General features: G+C 68.9%; 16 protein-coding genes and 1 tRNA gene. 11 read left to right on the forward strand and 6 right to left on the reverse strand.

Annotated features, from left to right (window positions below; genetic code table 11):
* Positions 1-51: 51 nt before the first annotated feature.
* Positions 52-726, forward strand: coding sequence for an endonuclease III (gene nth, locus LG334_RS22850; RefSeq protein ID WP_404381803.1), 675 nt, complete (start codon positions 52-54; stop codon positions 724-726).
* 636 nt (positions 727-1,362) lie between these two features.
* Here the strand turns inward: nth and LG334_RS22855 are convergent.
* Positions 1,363-2,307, reverse strand: coding sequence for a hypothetical protein (locus LG334_RS22855; protein WP_404381805.1), 945 nt, complete (start codon positions 2,305-2,307; stop codon positions 1,363-1,365).
* A 544-nt stretch (positions 2,308-2,851) separates the two neighbouring features.
* On the opposite strand from LG334_RS22855, the gene LG334_RS22860 reads away from it, so the two are divergent.
* Positions 2,852-2,928, forward strand: a tRNA-Arg gene (locus tag LG334_RS22860).
* Positions 2,929-2,993: 65 nt separating this feature from the next.
* On the opposite strand, the gene LG334_RS22865 is transcribed toward LG334_RS22860, so the two are convergent.
* Together LG334_RS22865 and LG334_RS22870 are read right to left on the reverse strand one after the other, a co-directional pair.
* Positions 2,994-4,307: an MFS transporter gene (locus tag LG334_RS22865; RefSeq protein ID WP_404386432.1), complete on the reverse strand. Its 1,314-nt coding sequence runs from the start codon at positions 4,305-4,307 to the stop codon at positions 2,994-2,996.
* Between the two features lie 250 nt (positions 4,308-4,557).
* A complete protein-coding gene (locus LG334_RS22870) occupies positions 4,558-5,532 on the reverse strand; it encodes a sulfurtransferase (RefSeq protein ID WP_404381807.1) in 975 nt (324 codons plus the stop codon).
* Positions 5,533-5,822: 290 nt separating this feature from the next.
* On the opposite strand from LG334_RS22870, the gene LG334_RS22875 reads away from it, so the two are divergent.
* The gene (locus LG334_RS22875; RefSeq protein ID WP_404381809.1) at positions 5,823-6,620 is read left to right on the forward strand and encodes a LuxR family transcriptional regulator; all 798 of its coding nucleotides are present in this window, start codon (positions 5,823-5,825) and stop codon (positions 6,618-6,620) included.
* Between the two features lie 30 nt (positions 6,621-6,650).
* Here the strand turns inward: LG334_RS22875 and LG334_RS22880 are convergent, their stop codons facing one another.
* Positions 6,651-7,418, reverse strand: coding sequence for a DODA-type extradiol aromatic ring-opening family dioxygenase (locus LG334_RS22880; RefSeq protein WP_404381811.1), 768 nt, complete (start codon positions 7,416-7,418; stop codon positions 6,651-6,653).
* A gap of 106 nt (positions 7,419-7,524) precedes the next feature.
* On the reverse strand, positions 7,525-8,025 hold the full coding sequence (locus LG334_RS22885) for a cyclic nucleotide-binding domain-containing protein (protein ID WP_404381813.1): 501 nt from the start codon (positions 8,023-8,025) through the stop codon (positions 7,525-7,527).
* A gap of 270 nt (positions 8,026-8,295) precedes the next feature.
* On the opposite strand from LG334_RS22885, the gene queA reads away from it, so the two are divergent.
* The 8 genes from queA to dnaJ all read left to right on the forward strand — a co-directional run bounded on the left by queA (position 8,296) and on the right by dnaJ (position 19,073).
* Positions 8,296-9,351: a tRNA preQ1(34) S-adenosylmethionine ribosyltransferase-isomerase QueA gene (queA, locus tag LG334_RS22890; protein ID WP_404381815.1), complete on the forward strand. Its 1,056-nt coding sequence runs from the start codon at positions 8,296-8,298 to the stop codon at positions 9,349-9,351.
* A 12-nt stretch (positions 9,352-9,363) separates the two neighbouring features.
* Positions 9,364-10,500, forward strand: coding sequence for a tRNA guanosine(34) transglycosylase Tgt (gene tgt / locus LG334_RS22895; RefSeq protein ID WP_404381817.1), 1,137 nt, complete (start codon positions 9,364-9,366; stop codon positions 10,498-10,500).
* Positions 10,501-10,545: 45 nt separating this feature from the next.
* Positions 10,546-11,742: a tRNA epoxyqueuosine(34) reductase QueG gene (gene queG / locus LG334_RS22900; protein ID WP_404381819.1), complete on the forward strand. Its 1,197-nt coding sequence runs from the start codon at positions 10,546-10,548 to the stop codon at positions 11,740-11,742.
* A 3-nt stretch (positions 11,743-11,745) separates the two neighbouring features.
* The gene (locus LG334_RS22905) at positions 11,746-14,313 is read left to right on the forward strand and encodes a chemotaxis protein CheB (RefSeq protein WP_404381821.1); all 2,568 of its coding nucleotides are present in this window, start codon (positions 11,746-11,748) and stop codon (positions 14,311-14,313) included.
* On the forward strand, positions 14,310-15,119 hold the full coding sequence (locus LG334_RS22910) for a formylglycine-generating enzyme family protein (RefSeq protein WP_404381823.1): 810 nt from the start codon (positions 14,310-14,312) through the stop codon (positions 15,117-15,119). The genes LG334_RS22905 and LG334_RS22910 overlap by 4 nt, the downstream gene beginning before the upstream one ends.
* Entirely contained in the window at positions 15,116-15,718 is a 603-nt protein-coding gene (locus tag LG334_RS22915; RefSeq protein WP_404381825.1) for a DUF2937 family protein, read from the forward strand. Before LG334_RS22910 ends, LG334_RS22915 begins: the two co-directional genes overlap by 4 nt.
* Positions 15,719-15,898: 180 nt before the next feature.
* Positions 15,899-17,830, forward strand: a complete 1,932-nt coding sequence (dnaK, locus tag LG334_RS22920) for a molecular chaperone DnaK (protein ID WP_404381827.1) — start codon at positions 15,899-15,901, stop codon at positions 17,828-17,830.
* Between the two features lie 88 nt (positions 17,831-17,918).
* Positions 17,919-19,073: a molecular chaperone DnaJ gene (dnaJ, locus tag LG334_RS22925; protein WP_404381829.1), complete on the forward strand. Its 1,155-nt coding sequence runs from the start codon at positions 17,919-17,921 to the stop codon at positions 19,071-19,073.
* A 76-nt stretch (positions 19,074-19,149) separates the two neighbouring features.
* On the opposite strand, the gene LG334_RS22930 is transcribed toward dnaJ, so the two are convergent.
* Complete coding sequence (locus LG334_RS22930) at positions 19,150-20,676, reverse strand: PAS domain S-box protein (protein ID WP_404381831.1); 1,527 nt, start codon at positions 20,674-20,676, stop codon at positions 19,150-19,152.
* Positions 20,677-20,694 lie beyond the last annotated feature (18 nt).

Genomic DNA, 20,694 nt, shown 5'->3' on the forward strand with positions numbered 1-20,694 from the left:
CGTGCTGAACGGACTTGCGGCGGGGCGTGAAGCGGGTACTCTCGGCCGGCCATGACTCGCAAGAAGATCGCCGAATTCTACGCCCGCCTGCGCGACCTGAACCCCGAGCCCGAGGGGGAGTTGCACTACGTCAACCCCTACACGCTGCTGGTCGCCGTCGCCCTGTCCGCCCAGGCCACCGACAAGGGCGTCAACCGCGCCACCGTGCCGCTGTTCGAAAAGGTCCAGACGCCGCAGCAGATGCTCGACCTGGGCGAAGAGGGCCTGATCGAGCACATCCGCACGATCGGGCTCTACCGCAACAAGGCCAAGAACGTCATCGCCCTGTCGCGCAAGCTGGTGGACGAGCGAGAGGGCGTGGTGCCGCCGGACCGCGACTACCTGGAGACCCTGCCGGGCGTCGGCCGAAAAACCGCCAACGTGGTGCTCAACATCGCCTTCGGAATCCCGACCATCGCGGTGGACACCCACATCTTCCGCGTCGGCAACCGCACCGGCCTCGCCAAGGGCAAGACACCCGACGCCGTGGAGAAGGTTCTGGAAAAGGTCACGCCCGACGAGTTCAAGCTGCACGCCCACCACTGGCTGATCCTGCACGGGCGCTACATCTGCAAGGCCCGCAAACCCGACTGCTGGCGCTGCCCGGTGGAGGACCTGTGCGCCTTCAAGCCCAAAACGCCGCCGCCGGGCACGCAGCCGGCACCGAAACGGCGGAAGACGGGATAGAAGCGCAAGAGAACCAGCGCTCTGCCCATGCCGCCAGCGCACTGCGGGGGGACCTCGGTCCCCCGATCCCCCTGATCGCGAAGCGCAGCTTCCCGAACCCTTCAGTTTTTCGAAAATCGGCCGGGGCACGACATCGGACGCCGCGCCTGCCCCCGCTCACCGAGAGCGCGAGAGCCCGCGGCTCTCGCATAAGCGGGGTGCGGGGCGACCAGCCCCGCGCGCGGCAGCGCTCATGGCGCCAGCGCACTGTGGGGGACCTCGGTCCCCCGATCCCCCTGATCGCGAAGCGCAGCTTCCCGAACCCTTCAGTTTTTCGAAAATCAGCCGGGGCACGACATCGGACGCCGCGCCAGCCCCCGCTCACCGAGAGCGCGAGAGCCCGCGGCTCTCGCATAAGCGGGGTGCGGGGCGGCCAGCCCCGCGCGCGGCAGCGCTCATGGCGCCAGCGCACTGCGGGGGACCTCGGTCCCCCGATCCCCCTGATCGCGAAGCGCAGCTTCCCGAACCCTTCAGTTTTTCGAGAATTGGGCCGGGCGCATCGCCAGGCGCCGCGCCAGCCCCGCGCGGACCAGCGCCCATGAAAAAACCGGCCGAGGGGCGCGTCCCCGGCCGGCTTTCTAAAAGTGGGCGACGACCTCAGCGCACGTAGACGTGCACCTGCGGCGCCGCCACCTCGGCGCTGGTGGTGGCCGACAGCTGGATGTTGTCGGCCGGCACGCCCATCTCCGACAGGGACCGCATCACCTTCTCGGCGTGGCGGCGGGCCTGGTTGGCCGACAGGGCCTCGCGGCCGCGGATGGCGTTGGTGGGGCTGACCGAGACGACCTCCACCACCGCGCTGGGGCGGGCGGCGAACTGGCCGGACAGCGCGTTGTAGAGCGCGCTCTCGTAGTTCACGTTGGGATCGTCGAAGCGGATGATGGCGGCCGGCTGGCCGCCCACGCGCGCCGACGGCAGGCCGGCCGGACCCGGGTTCGCCAGGACCCCCTGATTGCCCGCCAGCACCAGGTTCCGGTAGCCCAGGGACTGGCCGTAGGTCTGGCCGGTCTTGATGGCGACGGCAAGCGTGTTGAGGTTGTTGCGCTCGTTCGTAACATAGGTCTGCTGGCGCGCCACGTCCTCGGAAATCTCGCCCAGCAGGCGGTCGATCAGGACCACGGTCTGCGCCGTCTCGTCCTCCAGCGTGCGCAGCTGGGCGTGGTCCGCCTCCACGGCGCCCGACAGATTGTAGGCGGCGCGAATGCTTTCCAGCAGATAGGCGGCCATGGCGCTGTCGGACGCCACCTGCGTCGACAGCTGGTTCATGTAGCCGATGTCGTTGTTGACCTCGTCGAGCTGCTGCTGCGCCTGGTTCCAGCGCTGCACCAGGATCGGGTTACCGGGCGTGGTGCCGACCTGCAGGCGCGAGTTTATGGCGGCAACGTTCTCGTGGTACGCGGCGCTGTCCTGCAGAACCTCCTGGCGGATCTGCTGAAGCTCCTGATTGCGATTGCGCAGGGTGCCCTGCAACTGCCGCAACTCGTTGCGGAACGTCTGCACCTTCTGGCCCACGTAGGTGCCGGTGGGCTCGCCCGGCGTCACGCCGTTGGGTTCGAATGACGAGTCATTCAGCGCGAGCGGCCCCGAGACGGTGGGGTCCGGATTGCGCTCCGCGTTCGATGCTCCGATGGAAACGGTTTCACCGCTCCCCTCCGCAGGAAACAGGGCATCGCTCGCGAAGGAGCATCCGGCGAGAGCAAATGTCGCGCCCACCAAGATCAGTCCACTCTTCGACAGCGCCATCGAGTTGTACCTTTTTATGGTTCGGACCCCGGCCGGGGAGTTCTTGTAACGATTTGTTCCAGCCCGGAAAAACGCGCGCATTCCCCCGAAAGGCTTATTCGCCGCGAGTGTACTGAATGGAATCACGTGGAACAAGCCGCATTTGTGCGCGCGTTTCCGCCGATGCACCCGCGTGACTCGGCACCAGGGAACCACAGCGGCAAATCGGAAGACGGCGAAACCGCCCGCCGGCAAAAAAAACGTCACGCCGGAGATTTTTCCCTTGCACCGCCAGCGGCTGCGCGATAGATACACGGCCCTCGGCACGACGCACCGCACACACGGCGCCGCCGCCGAACACAAAGCGCCCGTAGCTCAACTGGATAGAGCACCTGACTACGGATCAGGAGGTTGGGGGTTCGAATCCTCCCGGGCGCGCCACTCCAAGGGCCTGGAAGCCATGAGCTTCCGGGCTCTTTGCGTTTGGGGGCGGTGCGTTTGTTCCGTCAGGATTGGGCGCCGGCCTCGCTCTCGGCCTCGGTCTCGGCTTCAGCCTGCCGTTCGGCCTCGGCTTCGCGTTCGGCCTCGGCGTGTTCGGCGGCCCAGGCGCCCGCCGCTTCCACCGCCACGGGGGAGGCAGTCGGCAGCACGCTCAGGTAGCTTTCGGTCTCCACTTCCGGGCCGATCGAGCGTTGCGTCATGCGGTAGAGCGCATACAGCGCGATGGCGCCGAAGGTCGCGCCAAGCACCAGCCAGAACGCGAACGGGCCGAACCCCTGCATGGCCCAGCCGGTGACCAGCGGGCCCGCTATGGCGCCAAGCCCGAACGTGAAGACAAGCCCGCCGGATGCGGCCGGCATGTCGTCGGCGGACAGGAAATCGTTGGTATAGGCCAGGAACAGAGCGTAGAGCGGGGTCGTCACCCCGCCGGCGAAGAAGGCGGCGGCCATCAGCGGCCACAGGCTGCTCCCGGTCAGCCACCCCACCGCGCAGGAGGCCGCGCCGAGCGCCGCCGCCCCGAAGATCAGCCTGCGCCGGTCGATCTGGTCCGACAGCCAGCCGATGGGGTATTGCAGCACCAGCGCCCCGGCGAACAGCATCGCGACGAACAGCGCGATCTGTGGGGTGGTCAGCCCGATCTGGGTGCCGAAAACCGCGCCCATGCCCGATTGCGTCGCATAGACGCTGCCCAACAGGAAGATTCCGACCGTGCCAAGCGGCGACCCCGAAAAGAGGTCGCGCAACGGCATCGGACGCGCCACTTCGATCGCCGGAGCGGGCGAGACGGACAGCAGGATCGGTGCGAACGAGACCGACACGAGGATCGAGGCCCCGATGAAGAGCACGGCGGTGCCGGCATCTCCGAGCGTCAGCAACCCCTGCGCGCCGATGATGCCCAGCGTCTGCGCGATCATGTAGGCCGACAGCACCTTGCCGCGGGTTTCGTTGGTGGCGGCGTCGTTGAGCCAGCTCTCGGCGGTGACGTAGACGCCCGACATGCAGAAGCCCACAAGCACCCGCAGCAGCGTCCAGGCCCACGGCTCGGTCAGCAGCGGAAAGGCGATCAACCCCGCCGACATGAAGCTGCCCAGCGCGGCGAAGACGCGCACATGGCCGACCCGGCGAATCAACACAGGGGTGAGGCGCGCGCCCGACAGGAACCCCATGAAATACCCCGACGTCACGACCGCCAGCTCTGACGCCGAAAAGCCCTCGATTCCACCCCGAACGCCGATGAGGGTGAAGTGCATGCCGTTGCCCAGCATGATGAGAACAATGCCGAGCAGCAGGGCCCAGACTCCCGACAACACCTGGATCATCAATCGTCCTTTCGCGCCTCAGGCTTTTCGACGTCGCGGAACCACATGCATGGCCGCTTTCGACATGAGGTCGAGCCGCCGGTTCAGACAGGGGGCCGATCCAATAAACCACCGCGAGCGGGGCGGGGCAGGCGACGGAGAGGCGACGCGCTTCAGGCCGCCGCACGCCCGGCGGCCGCACCCCAGCGGAAAGGGCCTGTCCCCGGGCTGTGGGGGCAGGCCCTTTGCCTCCATGATCGCCGGGGCCGGATTACTCGGCCAACGCGGTGGCCACCGGGCGCTGCGGGTCCAGGGTCCAGGCGTGCATGGAGCCGTCGTACAACTGGGTCGGCACGCCCAGCACCTCGTTCAGCACGAACCACGCCGACGCGCTGGTGCGGCCGCTGTTGCAGTAGCTGATCGCCGCCCCCGACAGGTCGACATCCAGGTCGGTGGCGATGCGGCGCAGGGTCTCGGGCTCGTGCACCACCATGCGCACCGGCTCGGCCGCGCCGCCGTCCGTGCCGGCCTTGCCGCCCACCGCCTGTGTCAGGAAGGGGAACGGCAGAAGATCGGCGCCAGGGATGTGGCCCTTCTTGAACACGTACGGCGGCGCCGCCAAGCCGATGTACAGCGCCAGCGGACGGGCGTCGACAAGCTGCGGCCCGCCCTGCATGGCCGCCTCGACCTCATCCATCGTCGCCAGAAGGTCGTCGCGCGCCGCGGCGGCGGTAAAGGTGCCGGGCTGCGGGTCGGCCGGCGCGTCCTGCGTCAGGGTCCGGCCGGAGGCCGCCCAGGCAGCCGTGCCGCCGTCCAGGATCGCCACGTCGTCGTGACCGTAGAGCTTTGCCTGCCAGTACAGGTAGGCCGCCGCCGTCAGCCCGATCGCGCTGTCGCCCGGCCAGGTGACCACCACCGTTTCGCCGTCGTCGACGCCGTGACCGCGCATAAGGTCCTGGAAGCCCTCGGCGGTCAGGGACAGGCGGGTGACCTCCTGCCCGTCGATGGTCCGGCTGCCGCGCAGGTCCTTGAAGCTGACGGGCAGCGCGCCGGCGATGCGCCCGGGCGCCTTCTCGAAGGCCTCGGGGTCCTCGCGCACGTCCAGCACCACCACCGATCCCGCGGGTTGCTCGGCCAGCCAGGCCGGCGCGACCAGGGGGCCGGGGACCTCCGCCTCGGCCGGGGGCGCGGCAAGGATGGCAATCGCGGCGAACGAGGCCGCCGCCAGTATACGTCGCGTCATCATGCGTCTCCCTTGCGTGGTGTTCGGGCCTGCCCCCGGTCCGGCCCGCCCTACTGTGGCGTGAAAACCGGCAGCACTGCAATACAGCGTGCCGGCGAGCGCTCGACGACAGATTGTCTAAGTGGTCGAACAAGCTACGTGCATCCCTCAAACCGGGGATACCGCTTCTGCCGCGCGGCGCCTAAGCTGGGCGGGTCGCCTTGAGGGGCGACCGTCGCGGGCCGGGTCGCACGACGCCCCATGCCCACCCGAGTGTTCCGGCCCGCGACGGACGTATTTCCGATATCTCGCATATGGGACTGGACGCCGGCGACGGCCATCCGCTAAAGGTTCATGCGTCAAACGTCGACGCCGACTGCGCGGAAGGCCGGGGCATGCTGACCCTCGACCAGCTTCAGATCCTGGACCACTGTACATCCATCGTTGACGTTCGACGGGTCACCGCGCAACTTGCGGCTGAGATCGGCTTCACCTTCCCCACATATGCCATGTGCCTGGGCCCCGGCCTGCGGGTCCAGGAAAGCACGCTGGTGGTGAACTTTCCCGACGGATGGGCCAACCACTACCTCAGCCACGGCTACGACCGCATCGACCCGGTGGTCGGCATGGCCAAGCGCGGCGGCGCCCCCTTCGCCATTTCCGAGTTGCCGGCCGACATCCTGGGCGACGACCAGCGCCGCCTGCTGAACGAGGCGCGGGAATTCGCCATGCACGACGGCATCGTCGTTCCCATCCGCATGGCGGGCGGAGTGGCGGTTCTGTCCTGCGTGGCAGACGGCGGCGCCCGCCAGCGGCGGGAGGTCATCGAGCACCAGCGGGCCGCGGTGGCGCTTCTGGCGCTGGCGGTGCACAACACCTGCCGCCGGCTGTTCGCGGAATCGGGCGACCCGGGCCCGCTGACCCCACGCGAGCGCGATTGCGTCCACTGGCTGGCGCGCGGCAAGGAAACCGGGATGATCGGCGAAATCCTGGGGATCAGCGGTTACACCGTCGCCCAGCACCTGAAATCGGCCATGCGCAAGCTGGGCTGCGCCAACCGGATCGAGTTGGCGGTGCGCGCCGTGCACCTGGGCATAGTCTTCGTCGACTGACACCGGCGCAGCACCCGGCCGCCACCGCGATCAATCCCACTGATGAATGTCCATCCGCAGGACGCCGTAATCGGTGCTGCCGTGCACCAGCCGGCCCGGAGCGGCGCCGGCCGCACCCTGGGCAACCGCGAGCGGCAGGAAGTGCTCGGGCGTCGGGTGGTTGCGCGCCGCCTCGGGCGCCGACAGCCAGTCGTCCACGGGCTGCCCGGCGGCGACCCGTTCGGCGGTCCAATCGGCGAAGGCATCCACCCAGTCCGGGGTCGGCGCCTCGCGATTGCGGAAGTCGACGGCACGCAGGTTGTGCGTGACGGCACCCGATCCCATGATCAGCACGCCCTCGTCCCGCAGGGGGGCCAGCGCGCCGCCGAGCCGGCGGTGCCAGGCCGCATCCCGCGCCGGACAGACGGAGACTTGAAAGCCCGGAACGTCGGCTTCCGGCCACATCAGCGCCGCCGGCACCCAGGCCCCATGGTCGCGCCCGCGCTCGCGGGGCGGCTCGGGCGTCAGTCCGGCGGCGGCCATCATGGCGAAGACGCGCCCGGCCACGTCCGGCGCGCCGGGGGCGTCATAGCGCACCCGCGACAGGGCCGGCGGAAAGCCGGAGAAGTCGTGAATGGTCGCCGGCCAGTCCGACACGTCCACCGCCGGCCCCGCGGTTTCCCAGTGGGCGGAAACGATGAGCACCGCCCGCGGCCGCGCCAGGGTCCGGCCCAGAGCGCGCAGGGCCAGGTGGGCCGGCGTCTCGTCAATGTAGACGTTGGGCGCGCCGTGGCTGACGAACAGGACGGGGGGCGTCATGGAACCGGAGCCTCCGCGGCGGATGTGGTCGGATCGGGCCGAATATAGCTGCTTGTACCGGCGTCGTCGCCCGCCGTCTGGGCAACAGGCTGTTTCCGCCCGTGCGTCAGGCGCCGTCGTCCAGTTCCAGCATGCGCATGTGGGCCGCGCGCAGACGTTCGCCCATCACGCCCGCAAACCGGGTCACCAGCCGGTAGCCCAGCAGCGGGTCGGCCTCGAAGGCGGCCCGCAGGCAGGCGCCGTCCAGGGCGATCACCCGCGTCGGCCCCACCGCGCGGGCATCGAAGGCCCAGCGGTAGGGAGGCGTCAGCCATGACCAGCCCAGGATTTCGCCCTCGTGCAGGGTCTGCAGCACTGCCGGCCCGGCGTTGCCGGGCCGCTTGCTCTCCACCCGCACGGTGCCCTGACGGATGACGAAAAACCCGTCGGCGTCGCCGCCGGCGTGGAAGATCTGGGTGCCGGCGTCGAACCGCTCTTCCCGCGCGCAGGCGGCGACCCGGTCCAGCGTCGGCCCCGGCAGGTCGTGAAAGAAGGGGTGATGCACCAGCGCCTCGGCCAGGGCCGTGGCGGATGGCGCAGCGGGGGATGTGATGTCGCTCGTGCTCATGGGTCGTCGTCCCCTCTGGGCCGCGGCGGCTCCTCCCCAGGCCGGGCGGCGACGGCGCGTGCCGGCGGGCTTGCCGCCCTGTCTCCGGCACAGCCCGAGGGTACCACGGAGAAGCCATTAGCCCCATGTGCTTGTGCAAGCCCGCGCCTTCAGGCATACCCACGCGCAGGTTTCCTCCCCATATGGCGGAGCGCCGCCCTTCCCGTCCGGCCCCCGGGCCGCGCGGAGCACTCGTTTTCGCCCTTTCAGAGCTTCGGACCCGTCCTGTTCATGCGCGTCGACGCCTTCGACTTCGATCTCCCCCGCGACCGTATCGCCGACCGCCCGGCCTCGCCCCGCGACTCCGCCCGCTGCCTGCGCGTGACGTGCGACGGGCTGACGGACGTCATCATGCGCGACCTGCCCGACATGCTGGAGCCCGGCGACGTGATGGTGTTCAACGACACCCGCGTCATCCCCGCGCGGCTGGCGGGCAAGCGCGGCGAGGCGAAGGTGGAGGTGACGCTTCACATGCGCCTGAACGACGACACCTGGCGAGCCTTCGCCAAGGGCGCCAAGAAGCTGAAACCGGGCCAGACCATCGACTTCGCCGACGACTTCTCCGCGCTGGTGGAGGAGAAGGACGGCGGCGACGTGCGGCTGAAGTTCAACCGCGGCGGTCAGGCGCTGATGGACGCACTGAAGGACCACGGCCACATCCCCCTGCCGCCCTACATGGGCCGCGAGGATGACGAGAGCGACCGCACCGACTACCAGACCGTTTATTCCGCGCCGGAGAAGGAGGGCGCGGTCGCAGCTCCGACCGCCGGGCTGCATTTCACGCCAGAACTGCTGGAGCGGCTGGATAAGCGCGGGGTGACGCGGGTGTTCGTGACCCTGCACGTTGGCGCCGGCACCTTCCTGCCCGTCACCGCCGACGACACCGCCGACCACAAGATGCACAGCGAGATCGGCGAGATCACGCCGCAGGCCGCCGAGGCCATCGAGGCCGCGCGGGCCGGGGGCGGGCGCGTCGTCGCCGTCGGCACCACGGCCCTGCGGCTGCTGGAAAGTGCTGCGGATGCGGAGACCGGCGCGGTGAAGCCCTTCAGCGGGCCGACGGACATCTTCATCACGCCGGGCTGGCGGTTCCGCGCGGTGGACAAGCTGATGACCAACTTCCACCTGCCGAAATCGACCCTCTTCATGCTGGTCAGCGCCTTTTCCGGGCTCAATCGCATGAAGGCGGCCTATGGCCACGCCATCGAGGCCGGCTATCGCTTTTATTCCTATGGGGACGGCAGCCTGCTGGACCGCTGCGACACCGACCTTCCCGTTTCCGAGTAAGCCAGAGACACCATGACCCACGCCTTCCGCTACGAGCGCCTCGCCACCAACGGCCCCGCCCGCCTGGGGCGCGTGCATACCGCCCACGGCATCGTCGACACCCCGGCCTTCATGCCGGTGGGCACGGCGGCGACCGTCAAGGCCCAGCGGCCCGAGGAGGTGCGGGCGACCGGCGCGCAGATCATCCTGGGCAACACCTATCACCTGATGCTGCGCCCGACGGCGGAGCGCGTGGCGAAGCTGGGGGGCCTGCGCAACTTCATGAACTGGCGCGGACCGATCCTGACCGATTCGGGCGGCTTCCAGGTCATGAGCCTGGCCAAGCTGCGCAAGATGACGGAAGAGGGCGTGACCTTCCAGAGCCACATCGACGGCACCAAGCACCACCTGACGCCCGAACGCTCCATCGAGATCCAGCACCTGCTGGACGCCACCATCACCATGGCGTTCGACGAATGCACCCCCTACCCCGCCAGCCACGAGCAGGCGGCGGAGTCCATGCGCCTGTCCATGCGCTGGGCGGAGCGCTCGCGCAAGGCCTTCGTCGCGCGCCCCGGCTACGGCCAGTTCGGCATCGTGCAGGGCTCGGTGTACGAGGACCTGCGGCGGGAAAGCGTCGAGGCGCTGGCCGGCATGGACTTCGAAGGCTACGCCGTCGGCGGCCTGGCGGTGGGCGAGGGGCAGGAGCTGATGTTCCAGACGCTCGATTACACCTGCCCCATGATGCCCGAGGACAAGCCGCGCTACCTGATGGGCGTCGGCAAGCCCGCCGATATCGTGGGCGCCGTGGCGCGCGGCATCGACATGTTCGACTGCGTGCTGCCGACGCGGTCCGGGCGCACGGCGCAGGCCTTCACCCGGCGCGGCACGGTGAACCTGCGCAACGCCCGCCATGCCGAGGACCCGCGCCCGCTGGACGCCGACTGCGCCTGCGCGGCCTGCCGCCAGTATTCCCGCGCCTATCTGCACCACCTGATCCGCTGCGACGAGATCCTGGGCCTCATGCTGCTGACCGGCCACAACCTGCAATACTACCAGGACCTGATGCGGGGTCTGCGCGGTGCCATCGGCGACGGCCGCTTAAGCGACTTCATCGCCCGCTTCGAGGAAGACCAGGCGCGCGGCGACGTCTCCCCGCTGGAAGACTAGGGCCGCGAGCCCCACCTGAGTCGTGGACGACAACGGACCCGCTTCATGGATGCCCGGCAGGCCATCACCGACAAGGCCCACGAGTTGGGCTTCGACGCGGTGCGCTTCACGCGCGCCAGCCTGCCCGCGCGCGTCCGCGACCACCTGAACCGCTACGTCGCCGAAGGCCGCCACGCCGACATGGGATGGATGGCCGACACCGCCGAGCGGCGCGGCGATCCGCAAAGCCTCTGGCCCGAGGCGGTGACGGCCGTCAGCCTTGGGGTCAACTACGGCCCGGGCCATGATCCGCGCGTGTTGCAGGACCATCCCGACCGCGGGCATATCTCGGTCTACGCCCGCAACCGCGACTATCACGACTGGATCAAGGGCCGCATGAAGACGCTGGGCCAGTGGATGGCCTCGCGGTTCGGCGGCGACCTGAAGGTGTTCGTCGACACCGCGCCCGTCATGGAAAAACCGCTGGCCGAACAGGCGGGGCTCGGCTGGCAGGGCAAGCACACCAACCTGGTCTCGCGCGACTTCGGCTCGTGGCTGTTCCTGGGCGAGATTCTGACCACGCTGGAAGTCGAGCCCGACGCTGCGGAAAGCGACCACTGCGGCAGTTGCACCCGCTGCATCACCGCCTGCCCCACCGGCGCCATCACGGCGGCCGGCGAAATCGACGCGCGGTTGTGCATCAGCTACCTGTCCATCGAGAACAAGGGGCCGATCCCGCGCCACCTGCGCCCCCTGATGGGCAATCGCATCTACGGCTGCGACGACTGCCTGGCCGTATGCCCCTGGAATCGCTTCTCTCTCCCGACACGCCACGATGCCTTCAAGCCGCGAGCCGAACTGGCCGCGCCTCGCCTGGGCGACCTGGCGGAACTGGATGATGCGGCCTTCCGCGCCCTGTTTAGTGCTTCGCCGGTAAAGCGCATTGGCCGCGACCGATTTATGCGAAATGTGTTCATCGCGATCGGCAACAGTCACAGTCAAAAACTGATTCCGCGTGTCAGGAAGGCGGCAACCGACGATCCTTCACCTCTAGTACGCGGCGCGGCCGTGTGGGCTCTCTCTAGACTTGAAGGGCCGGAAGGATATATTTCTATCTACAGGGATCATCGCGATCGGGAAAATGATCCGGTCGTGCGGGAGGAATGGGATGCTGGCTATCCCTCAGCACGGGCCCTCGAACCGCCGGCCCATGGCATTCTGAGGACGGCACATCATTCGCAGGAGACCGAGGGGAGAGGCTGAAGCATGCCCGACGACAAGGTGCCCGAAACCACGGACGAGGCCCCCGAGGCCGCGGAGGCGCAGACCTCCCGGCGGGGCCGGCGCCGCAAGGTGACGGTGGTCGGCATCGCGGCCTCGGCCGGCGGGCTGGAGGCGCTGGGTCATCTGGTGACCCACCTGCCGGCAGACAGCACCATGGCCTATGTGGTGGTCCAGCACATGGCGCCGCAGCACCCCAGCATGCTCGCCCAGCTTCTGGCGCGGCAGACCGACCTGAAGGTGGTGGAGATCACCGACGGGATGCGGGTCGAGCCCAACGTCATTCACATCACCCCGCCCAACACCGACCTGGACATCGAGGACGGCACGCTGGCCCTGCGCGAGCCCCACGCCGCCATCGGCCCCAAGCCGTCGGCCGACTATTTCTTCGCCAGCCTGGCCGAAGACCAGGGCGAGAACGCCATCGGCATCATCCTGTCGGGCACCGGCTCGGACGGGGCGCACGGCGTGCGCGCGGTCAAGGCCGCCGGCGGCATCACCATGGCCCAGGACGAGGAAAGCGCCCGCTATGCCGGCATGCCCCGCGCGGCGGTGGAGACGGGCTGCGTCGACTTCATCATGACGCCCGACCGCATGGGCGACGAACTGGTGGAGCTTCTGGTCAACCCCAAGCGCGCCCAGCTGGTGGCCGAGGACGAAAACTCCGACGCCGTCCAGAAGCTGCTGCTGATGGTCAAGAACCGCCTCGGCGTGGACTTCACCGGCTACAAGAAGACCACCATCCTGCGCCGCATCAAGCGCCGCATGGCCGCCTGCCGGTCCGAGACGCTGGACGACTACGTAGCCTACATCAACGAGGTGCCCCAGGAACTGGAGGCGCTGCGCAACGACATCCTGATCTCGGTCACCAGCTTCTTCCGCGACCAGGAGGCCTATGACGCGCTGTCCAAGGTGATCCCCGACCTCGTGCGCGACAAGAAGCCCGGCGACACCATCCGCGTCTGGGTGCCCGCCTGCGCCAGCGGCGAGGAAGCCTATTCGCTCGCGATCCTGCTGGCCGAGGAACTGGGCGACCAGCTTGCCAACTACCAGGTGCAGATCTTCGCCACCGATGTGGACGCCGACGCCCTGGCGCGGGCCCGCAAGGCGCTCTATCCCGACGCCGCGCTCAAGACCATGAGCCGCGAGATGCTGTCGCGCTACTTCCTGGCGCGCGGCGGGTATTACCAGGTGGTCAAGTCCGTGCGCGACATGATCGTCTTCGCCAAGCACGACCTGATCCAGGACCCGCCGTTCCTGCGCATCGACCTGATCAGCTGCCGCAACCTGCTGATCTACTTCAATGCGGCCCTTCAGCAGAAGGTCATCAACATCTTCCACTATGCCCTGAACCCGGGGAAGTACCTGCTGCTGGGGAAGTCCGAGACCGTGGGATCGGCGACCAGCCGGTTCCACACGGTCAACAAGAAGTGGAAGCTGTTCCGCCGCCTGGGCGAAGGCCGCACGCAGCCGCGCGAGCAGGTGACCAGCTTCCAGCCGCGCAGCACCGGAACCGAGATGGGCGGACCCTCGCGTCAGCGGCGCGAAAAGGACATGACCCTCAACGACATCGCCATGGCGGCACTGATCTCCACCTACGCCCCGCCGACGGCGCTGGTGGACCGCGACGGCCGCATCCTGCACGTTCACGGCGACATGCAGGGGTTCCTGCAGCTCGGCCAGGGGGCGCCGGACCTGAACCTCTTCTCCATGGTCCGCAAGGAGTTGCGGGCCGACGCGCGCTCGCTGTTCTCCCGCGCGCAGCAGAAGCGCACCGAAGTGTCGGGCCCGACCTCCAGCTTCATGCGCGACGGCGAGGAGAACCACGTCCGCCTCTCGGTGCGGCCGCTGGCCCTGTCCATGGACGAGCTTTACATGATCTCGTTCGAGCCGGTGCAGCCCGCCGTGACCGTCGCGGCGGGCGACAGATCCGACACGGGCGACGGCGACCCGCGCATGCAGGAGCTGGAGCAGGAACTGGTCGCCACGCGCGAGAACCTGCAAACGGTGGTGGAGGAGCTGGAGACGGCCAACGAGGAACTCCAGTCCCTGAACGAAGAGCTTCAGGCGTCGAACGAGGAACTGCAAAGCTCCAACGAGGAACTTGAAACCTCCAACGAGGAACTGCAGTCCACCAACGAGGAACTGACGACGGTCAACGAGGAGCTTCAGATCAAGTCCGCCGAACTGGCTTCGGCAAACGCCGACCTTGAGAATATCCTGCGCTCCATCGGCTTCCCTCTGGTCGCCATCGACCGGAGCCTGCGGGTGACCCGTTTCAACCAGCCCGCCAAGTGGATTTTCGAGCTGCACCCGACGGACATCGGGCAGACCATCACCTCGGTGACATGCAAGGTGGACCTGCCGGGCCTGCGCGACATGCTCGCCGGTGTGGTGGAGAAGGGCGAGACGCGCCACGACACGGTGCGGGCGGGCGACGTGACCTACCAGGCGCAGTTCCGCCCCTTCCACGACGACATGGGCTCGCCCACGGGCGCCGTCCTCACCTTCGTGGAAGGCACCGCGGCCAAACAGCCGACGGATGCCTCGTGACGCTACGGCTGCTTGCTGCCCTCGCGGTGCTGACGGCCGGGGCGCCCGCCGCCCTGGCCGCTGAACCATTCCGCGACTGCCCCGACTGTCCGCAGATGATCCCGCTGCCCGGCGGCACCGTCTCCGTCGGCGATGTCCGCGTGCGCAATGCCGCACCGCCGCCGGACGGCGCCCTCCGTCACGTCGCCCCCTTCGCCATCGCACGCACCGAAACCACCTTCGACCAATGGCAGGCCTGCGTCGATGCCGGGGCCTGCGAAGGCGGCCAGGACGACCACGGCTGGGGGCGCGGCGACCGGCCGGTCATCAACGTGACGGCGGACGACGCCCGCGCCTACGCCGCCTGGCTTTCGCGGCGCACCGGCCACGCCTACCGCCTGCCGACGGAAGCGGAATGGGAATACGCCGCCCGCGCCGGATCGCGCACGCTCTACCCCTGGGGCGACGCCGTGCAGGACGGCCGCGCCAACTGCCGCGACTGCGACGGGCCGGTGGTGGAGCACGGCGGCACCACGCCCGTCGCCAGCTATCCGCCCAACGCCTTCGGCTTGCACGACATGAACGGCAACCTGTGGGAACTCACAGCCGATTGCTGGACGCCCGGCGCCATGCCGGCCACGCCCCCCGCGCCCGGCGGCACTGAGGAATGCAAGGCGCATGTGATGCGCGGCGGGGCCTGGTATTATCATCCCAGGGTGGCGGCGTCGGCCTCGCGCGGGCGCAACGCCGCCGGCGTGTGGTCCTATGTGGTGGGCTTCCGGGTGGCGCGCGACCTTGAGAACGGCGCCGGAGACGCGGCCCGATGAGTTGGCTCCTGCGCAAGCTCGACAGCCTGGGCGGCGCGGTGGTGGCCGGTGCGCTGGCCGGCGCCGCGTCGCAGGGGCAGGCGTTCACCAACGCCTATCTCCAGCGCCTCGGCGGGCGGCTGGACGAGGCTCAGGCGATGCTGGCGCGCGCGCGGGCCGGCGACCTTCTGCCCGCGGCCGCGCCGGCGGTGCGGGCCGACCTGGTGGCCGACCTGGAGGGGCGGGTGGCGACCCTGACGGCGCGAATCGAGTCGCTGACCGCCGTCGATCCGCTGTGGCGGCCATTCCGGCTGGCCACCGAATTCGACCCGGCCGTCGCGGCCGCGACGCTGGAGGCCTTCGTCCCGGCCCTGCCGCTGACGGTCGCGACCGGCGTGCATGTGGCCGTCGGGCTGCTGCTCGGGCTGCTGGTGTGGGAGGGCTGCAAGTCGCCCGCCATTCCCGTCCGCCTGTGGCGCCGCCGGCGGCTGCGCCGGCGCAAGGCGGCGGCTCGCCAGGCCCAGGCGGCGCGGCGGCGGACGCCGGTCCGGCGGGAGCCGACGCTGGCCGCCGGAGAGGCGCCGCCGGCGCCCGCGGACACGAGCCGCGGGCGCCGCTGACGACTTTCGCGCGACGGCGACGGCGTCCCGACTGTTGCGGGGCAGCACGCCTTTGCCTATATACGTCGCGTTCCGCCCCCGCGTAATCGAGGGCGGGACGCTTATGTTGGACCCAATGGGGGCTTCGCCGGCGCCAAGGAACGAGGGCCGCGAAGACCTGCCGCAGAAAGAGGTGACACAATGAGCAAGGTGATCGGCATCGACCTCGGCACCACGAACTCGTGCATTGCCGTGATGGAGGGCAAGGACCCCCGCGTGATCGAGAACGCGGAAGGCGCCCGCACCACCCCGTCGATGGTTGCCTTTACCGAATCGGGTGAGCGTCTGGTCGGCCAGCCCGCCAAGCGCCAGGCCGTGACGAACCCGGAAAACACGCTGTTCGCCATCAAGCGCCTGATCGGCCGTCGCTACAGCGACCCGACCGCGCAGAAGGACAAGGACCTCGTCCCCTACAAGATCGTCGAGGGCGACAACGGCGATGCGTGGGTCGAGGCCCAGGGCGAGAAGTACGCCCCCAGCCAGGTGTCGGCCTTCATCCTGCAGAAGATGAAGGAAACCGCCGAGTCCTTTACCGGCGAGACCATCACGCAGGCCGTGATTACCGTTCCGGCCTACTTCAACGATTCCCAGCGCCAGGCCACCAAGGACGCCGGCAAGATCGCCGGCCTGGAAGTGCTGCGCATCATCAACGAGCCGACGGCCGCCGCACTCGCCTATGGCCTGGACAAGAAGCAGTCGGGCACCATCGCGGTCTACGACCTGGGCGGCGGCACCTTCGATGTGTCGATCCTGGAGATCGGTGACGGCGTCTTCGAGGTGAAGGCCACCAACGGCGACACCTTCCTGGGCGGCGAGGATTTCGACCAGAAGATCATCGACTACCTGGCCGACGAGTTCAAAAAGGAGCAGGGCATCGACCTGCGCGGCGACCGCCTGGCCCTGCAGCGCCTGAAGGAAGCCGCCGAGAAGGCCAAGATCGAGCTGTCCAGCACCATGCAGACCGAGGTGAACCTGCCGTTCATCACGGCCGACCAGTCGGGTCCGAAGCACCTGAACATCAAGCTGACCCGCGCCAAGCTGGAAGCCCTGGTCGAGGACCTCATCAAGCGCACCGTCGGCCCCTGCGAAAAGGCGCTCAAGGACGCCGGCATGAAGGCCAGCGAGATCGACGAGGTGATCCTGGTCGGCGGCATGACCCGCATGCCCAAGGTCAAGGAGACGGTGAAGACCTTCTTCGGCCGCGACCCCCACACGGGCGTCAACCCCGATGAAGTGGTCGCCATGGGTGCCGCCATCCAGGGCGGCGTGCTGAAGGGCGACGTCAAGGACGTGCTGCTGCTGGACGTCACCCCGCTCTCCCTCGGCATCGAGACGCTGGGCGGCGTGTTCACGCGCCTGATCGACCGCAACACCACGATCCCGACCCGCAAGTCGCAGACGTTCTCCACCGCCGAGGACGGCCAGACGGCGGTGACCATCCGCGTCTTCCAGGGCGAGCGCGAGATGGCGGCCGACAACAAGCTGCTGGGCCAGTTCGACCTGGTGGGCATTCCGGCCGCCCCGCGCGGCGTGCCGCAGATCGAGGTCACCTTCGACATCGACGCCAACGGCATCGTCAACGTGTCGGCCAAGGACAAGGCCACCGGCAAGGAGCAGGCCATCCGCATCCAGGCGTCCGGCGGCCTGTCGGATGACGACATCGAGCGCATGGTCAAGGAAGGCGAGGCCAACGCCGAGGCCGACAAGAAGCGCCGCGAGGCGGTCGAGGCCCGCAACCAGGCCGACACCCTGATCCACCAGACCGAGAAGAACCTGTCGGAGTACGGCGACAAGATCTCGGCCTCCGACAAGGACGCGGTGGAGAAGGACATCCAGGCCCTGAAGGACGTCCTTGATTCCGGCGACGCCGAGCAGATCAAGGAAAAGACCAACGCCCTGATGCAGTCGTCCATGAAGCTGGGCGAGGCCGTCTACAAGGCCCAGCAGGGCGCCGAGGGCGAGGCCGGCGGTGCCGAGGGCGCCGAGGGCCAGGCCGGCGGCTCCTCCTCCTCCGACGAGACGGTGGTGGACGCCGACTTCGAGGAGGTCGACGACAAGAAGGACCAGAAGTAACCCTTCGCGTCACCACGGACGGGCCGACCTCCTCCCGAGGCGGCCCGTTCGTCCTTTCGCCTCAGACACAAATGATTGACGAACGGCGATGAGCAAGCGGGATTACTACGAGGTCCTGGGCGTCTCCAAGGGCGCCGGTGCCGACGAGCTGAAGAAGGCCTACCGCAAGCAGGCCATGAAGTATCACCCGGACCGCAATCCGGGCGATGCCGAGGCGGAAGCCCGCTTCAAGGAACTGAACGAGGCCTACGACGTCCTCAAGGACGACCAGAAGCGCGCCGCATACGACCGCTTCGGCCATGGCGCCTTCGAGGGCGGCATGGGCGGCGCGGGCGCCGGTGCGGGCGGATTCTCTGACTTCTCCTCGGCTTTCGGCGGCGGCTTCGCCGACATCTTCGACGAGATGTTCGGCGGGGGCATGCGCGGCGGCGGTCGCGGACGCGGCGGCCCGGCGCGCGGCCACGATCTGCGCTACAACATGGACATCACGCTGGAGGAAGCCTTCCACGGCAAGAAGGCGACCATCCAGGTGCCGACCGGCGTGCAGTGCGAGGCCTGCGACGGCTCGGGCGCCAAGAGCGGCTCGGGGGTCAGCAACTGCGGCACCTGCGGCGGCATCGGCCGCGTGCGGGCGCAGCAGGGGTTCTTCACCATCGAACGCACCTGCCCCACCTGCGGGGGCGAGGGCCAGGTGATCAAGGACCCTTGCGGCGAATGCGGCGGCACCGGGCGCCAGCACAAGGAAAAGACGCTGGAGGTCACGGTGCCCGCAGGCGTCGAGGACGGCACCCGCATCCGGCTCGCCGGCGAGGGCGAGGCGGGGATGCGGGGGGCGCCGCCCGGCGACCTGTACATCTTTCTGACCATCAAGCCGCACCGCATCTTCCAGCGCGACGGTGCGAACATCATGTGCCGCGTGCCCATTCCCATGACCACGGCGGCGCTTGGCGGCGCCATCGAAGTGCCGGCCATCGACGGCACCAAGGCGCGCGTGACCATCCCGGCCGGCACCCAGACCGGCCAGCAGTTCCGCCTGAAGGGCAAGGGCATGAGCGTCCTGCGCAGCCCGCTGCGCGGCGACATGTTCATCGAGGCCGCCGTCGAGACGCCGGTGAACCTGACCAAGCGCCAGAAGGAATTGCTGGAAGAGTTCGGCGAGGCCGGCGGCGAGAAGGACCAGAGCCCTGAAAGCTCCGGCTTCTTCAAGCGGGTCAAGGAGTTGTGGGACGACCTGACCGACTGAGGCTCAGGCACGTCCCGCCGGAAAACCGCCACCGGAACACGCCGGGCCGGCCGCCGTGCCGGCCCGGCGTTTTTCGTCACCCCTGCGCCACCGCCGCATCCTCGGGCGGGACGTCGGGCAGGTGGACGGTGAAGGTGGTGCCCACGCCCACCTCGGACTCCACGTCGATGGCGCCGCCGTGGCGCTCTGCCACGCGCTGGCAGATGGCCAGCCCGACGCCGGTGCCGGGATATTCGCGCTGGCTGTGCAGCCGCTGGAACAGCTGGAAGATGCGGTCGAAGAACCGCGCCTCGATGCCGATGCCGTTGTCGGCGACGGCGATGGCCCAGCCGGCCGTCTCCCGCCGCGCCGCCAGCACCACCCGCGGCGTGTGGCTGTCGGCCTCCGGTTGATAGCGCAGGGCGTTGGCCACCAGGTTCTGGAACAACTGCACCATCTGGGCGGCATCGGCGGTGACCGTCGGCAGCGGCGTCTCGCACACCACCTCGGCGCCGCATTCGTGGATGACGCGGGCCAGGTTGTTGCGGACCGTCGTCATCACGCCGTCCAGGTCCACCGGCTCGAACGGCGCGGCGCGGCTTTGCAGGCGCGAATAAGCCAGCAGATCGTCGACCACCGCCGACATGCGGTGCGCGCCGGTCTCCAGGTAGTCGAACAGTTCCGCCATGTCGCCGGTCAACTGACCGGCGGTCGTCAGCCGCCGGCGCAGCAGCTGGGCGTAGCTGGTCACCGTGCGGATGGGCTCGCGCAGATCGTGGGCGGCGATATAGGCATAGCGCTCCAGCTCGGCGTTGGAGCGCGTCAGTTCGTCGACGCTGTGGCGCAGTTCCTCCTGCGCGCGCACCGTGGGCGTCAGGTCGGTCAGCACCGAGATGACAGTGGGCGGGGCACCCGGTCCGACGGGCGGCTGGATGCTCCAGTCCACCCGCACGCGGATGACCGAGCCGTCCTTGCGCGTCATGTCCGCCTCGTACCCGCCGGCGCGGGGCCCGGCGGCGGGGTCGTAGCTGTCGATCACCTGCTGAAGCTCGGCGGCCTTATCGGGATCGGCCAGCAGGTCGAGCGCCCGCCGTCCCACCAGTTCGCCCGGCTCGTAGCCGAACAGGTCGGCGTGTGCCGGGTTCTCCAGCAGGATGACGCCGCGCATGTCGATTTCGCGGATGCCGTGGGGAATGTGGGCCAGAAGGGTCCGCAGCCGCGTCTCGCTGGCCTCGGCGCGCTGACGGGCCTGGATGATGTCTTCCACATCCTGGGTGACGGCGAAGATGTGCGGCTCGCCATTGGCCTCGAACAGGCTGCCGGACATGTGGCCGTGGAACACCTCGCCGGAGCGGCGCCGAAAGCGGCACAGCATGTTGCGCACCCGCCCCTCGCGCTGCAGCGCCTGGACGAAGCGGTCGCGCTCGGCGGCGTCGTACCAGATGTCGTGCTCGAAGGTCGTATGGCCCAGGACCTCGCCGACGGCCCAGCCCCACATCTCGGCGAAGCCCTGATTGGCCTCCAGGTACAGGCCGTCGCGCAGGCGGCTGATGGTGATGGCGCCCGAACTGGTGGCGAAGGCGAGCGACAGAAGCTCGGCGTTGGCAGCGCCCGGCAGGGACATCGGGAAGGCAACTCCAGC

The organism is Caenispirillum salinarum (genome assembly GCF_044803115.1).
Classification (GTDB): domain Bacteria; phylum Pseudomonadota; class Alphaproteobacteria; order Rhodospirillales; family Rhodospirillaceae; genus Caenispirillum; species Caenispirillum salinarum_A.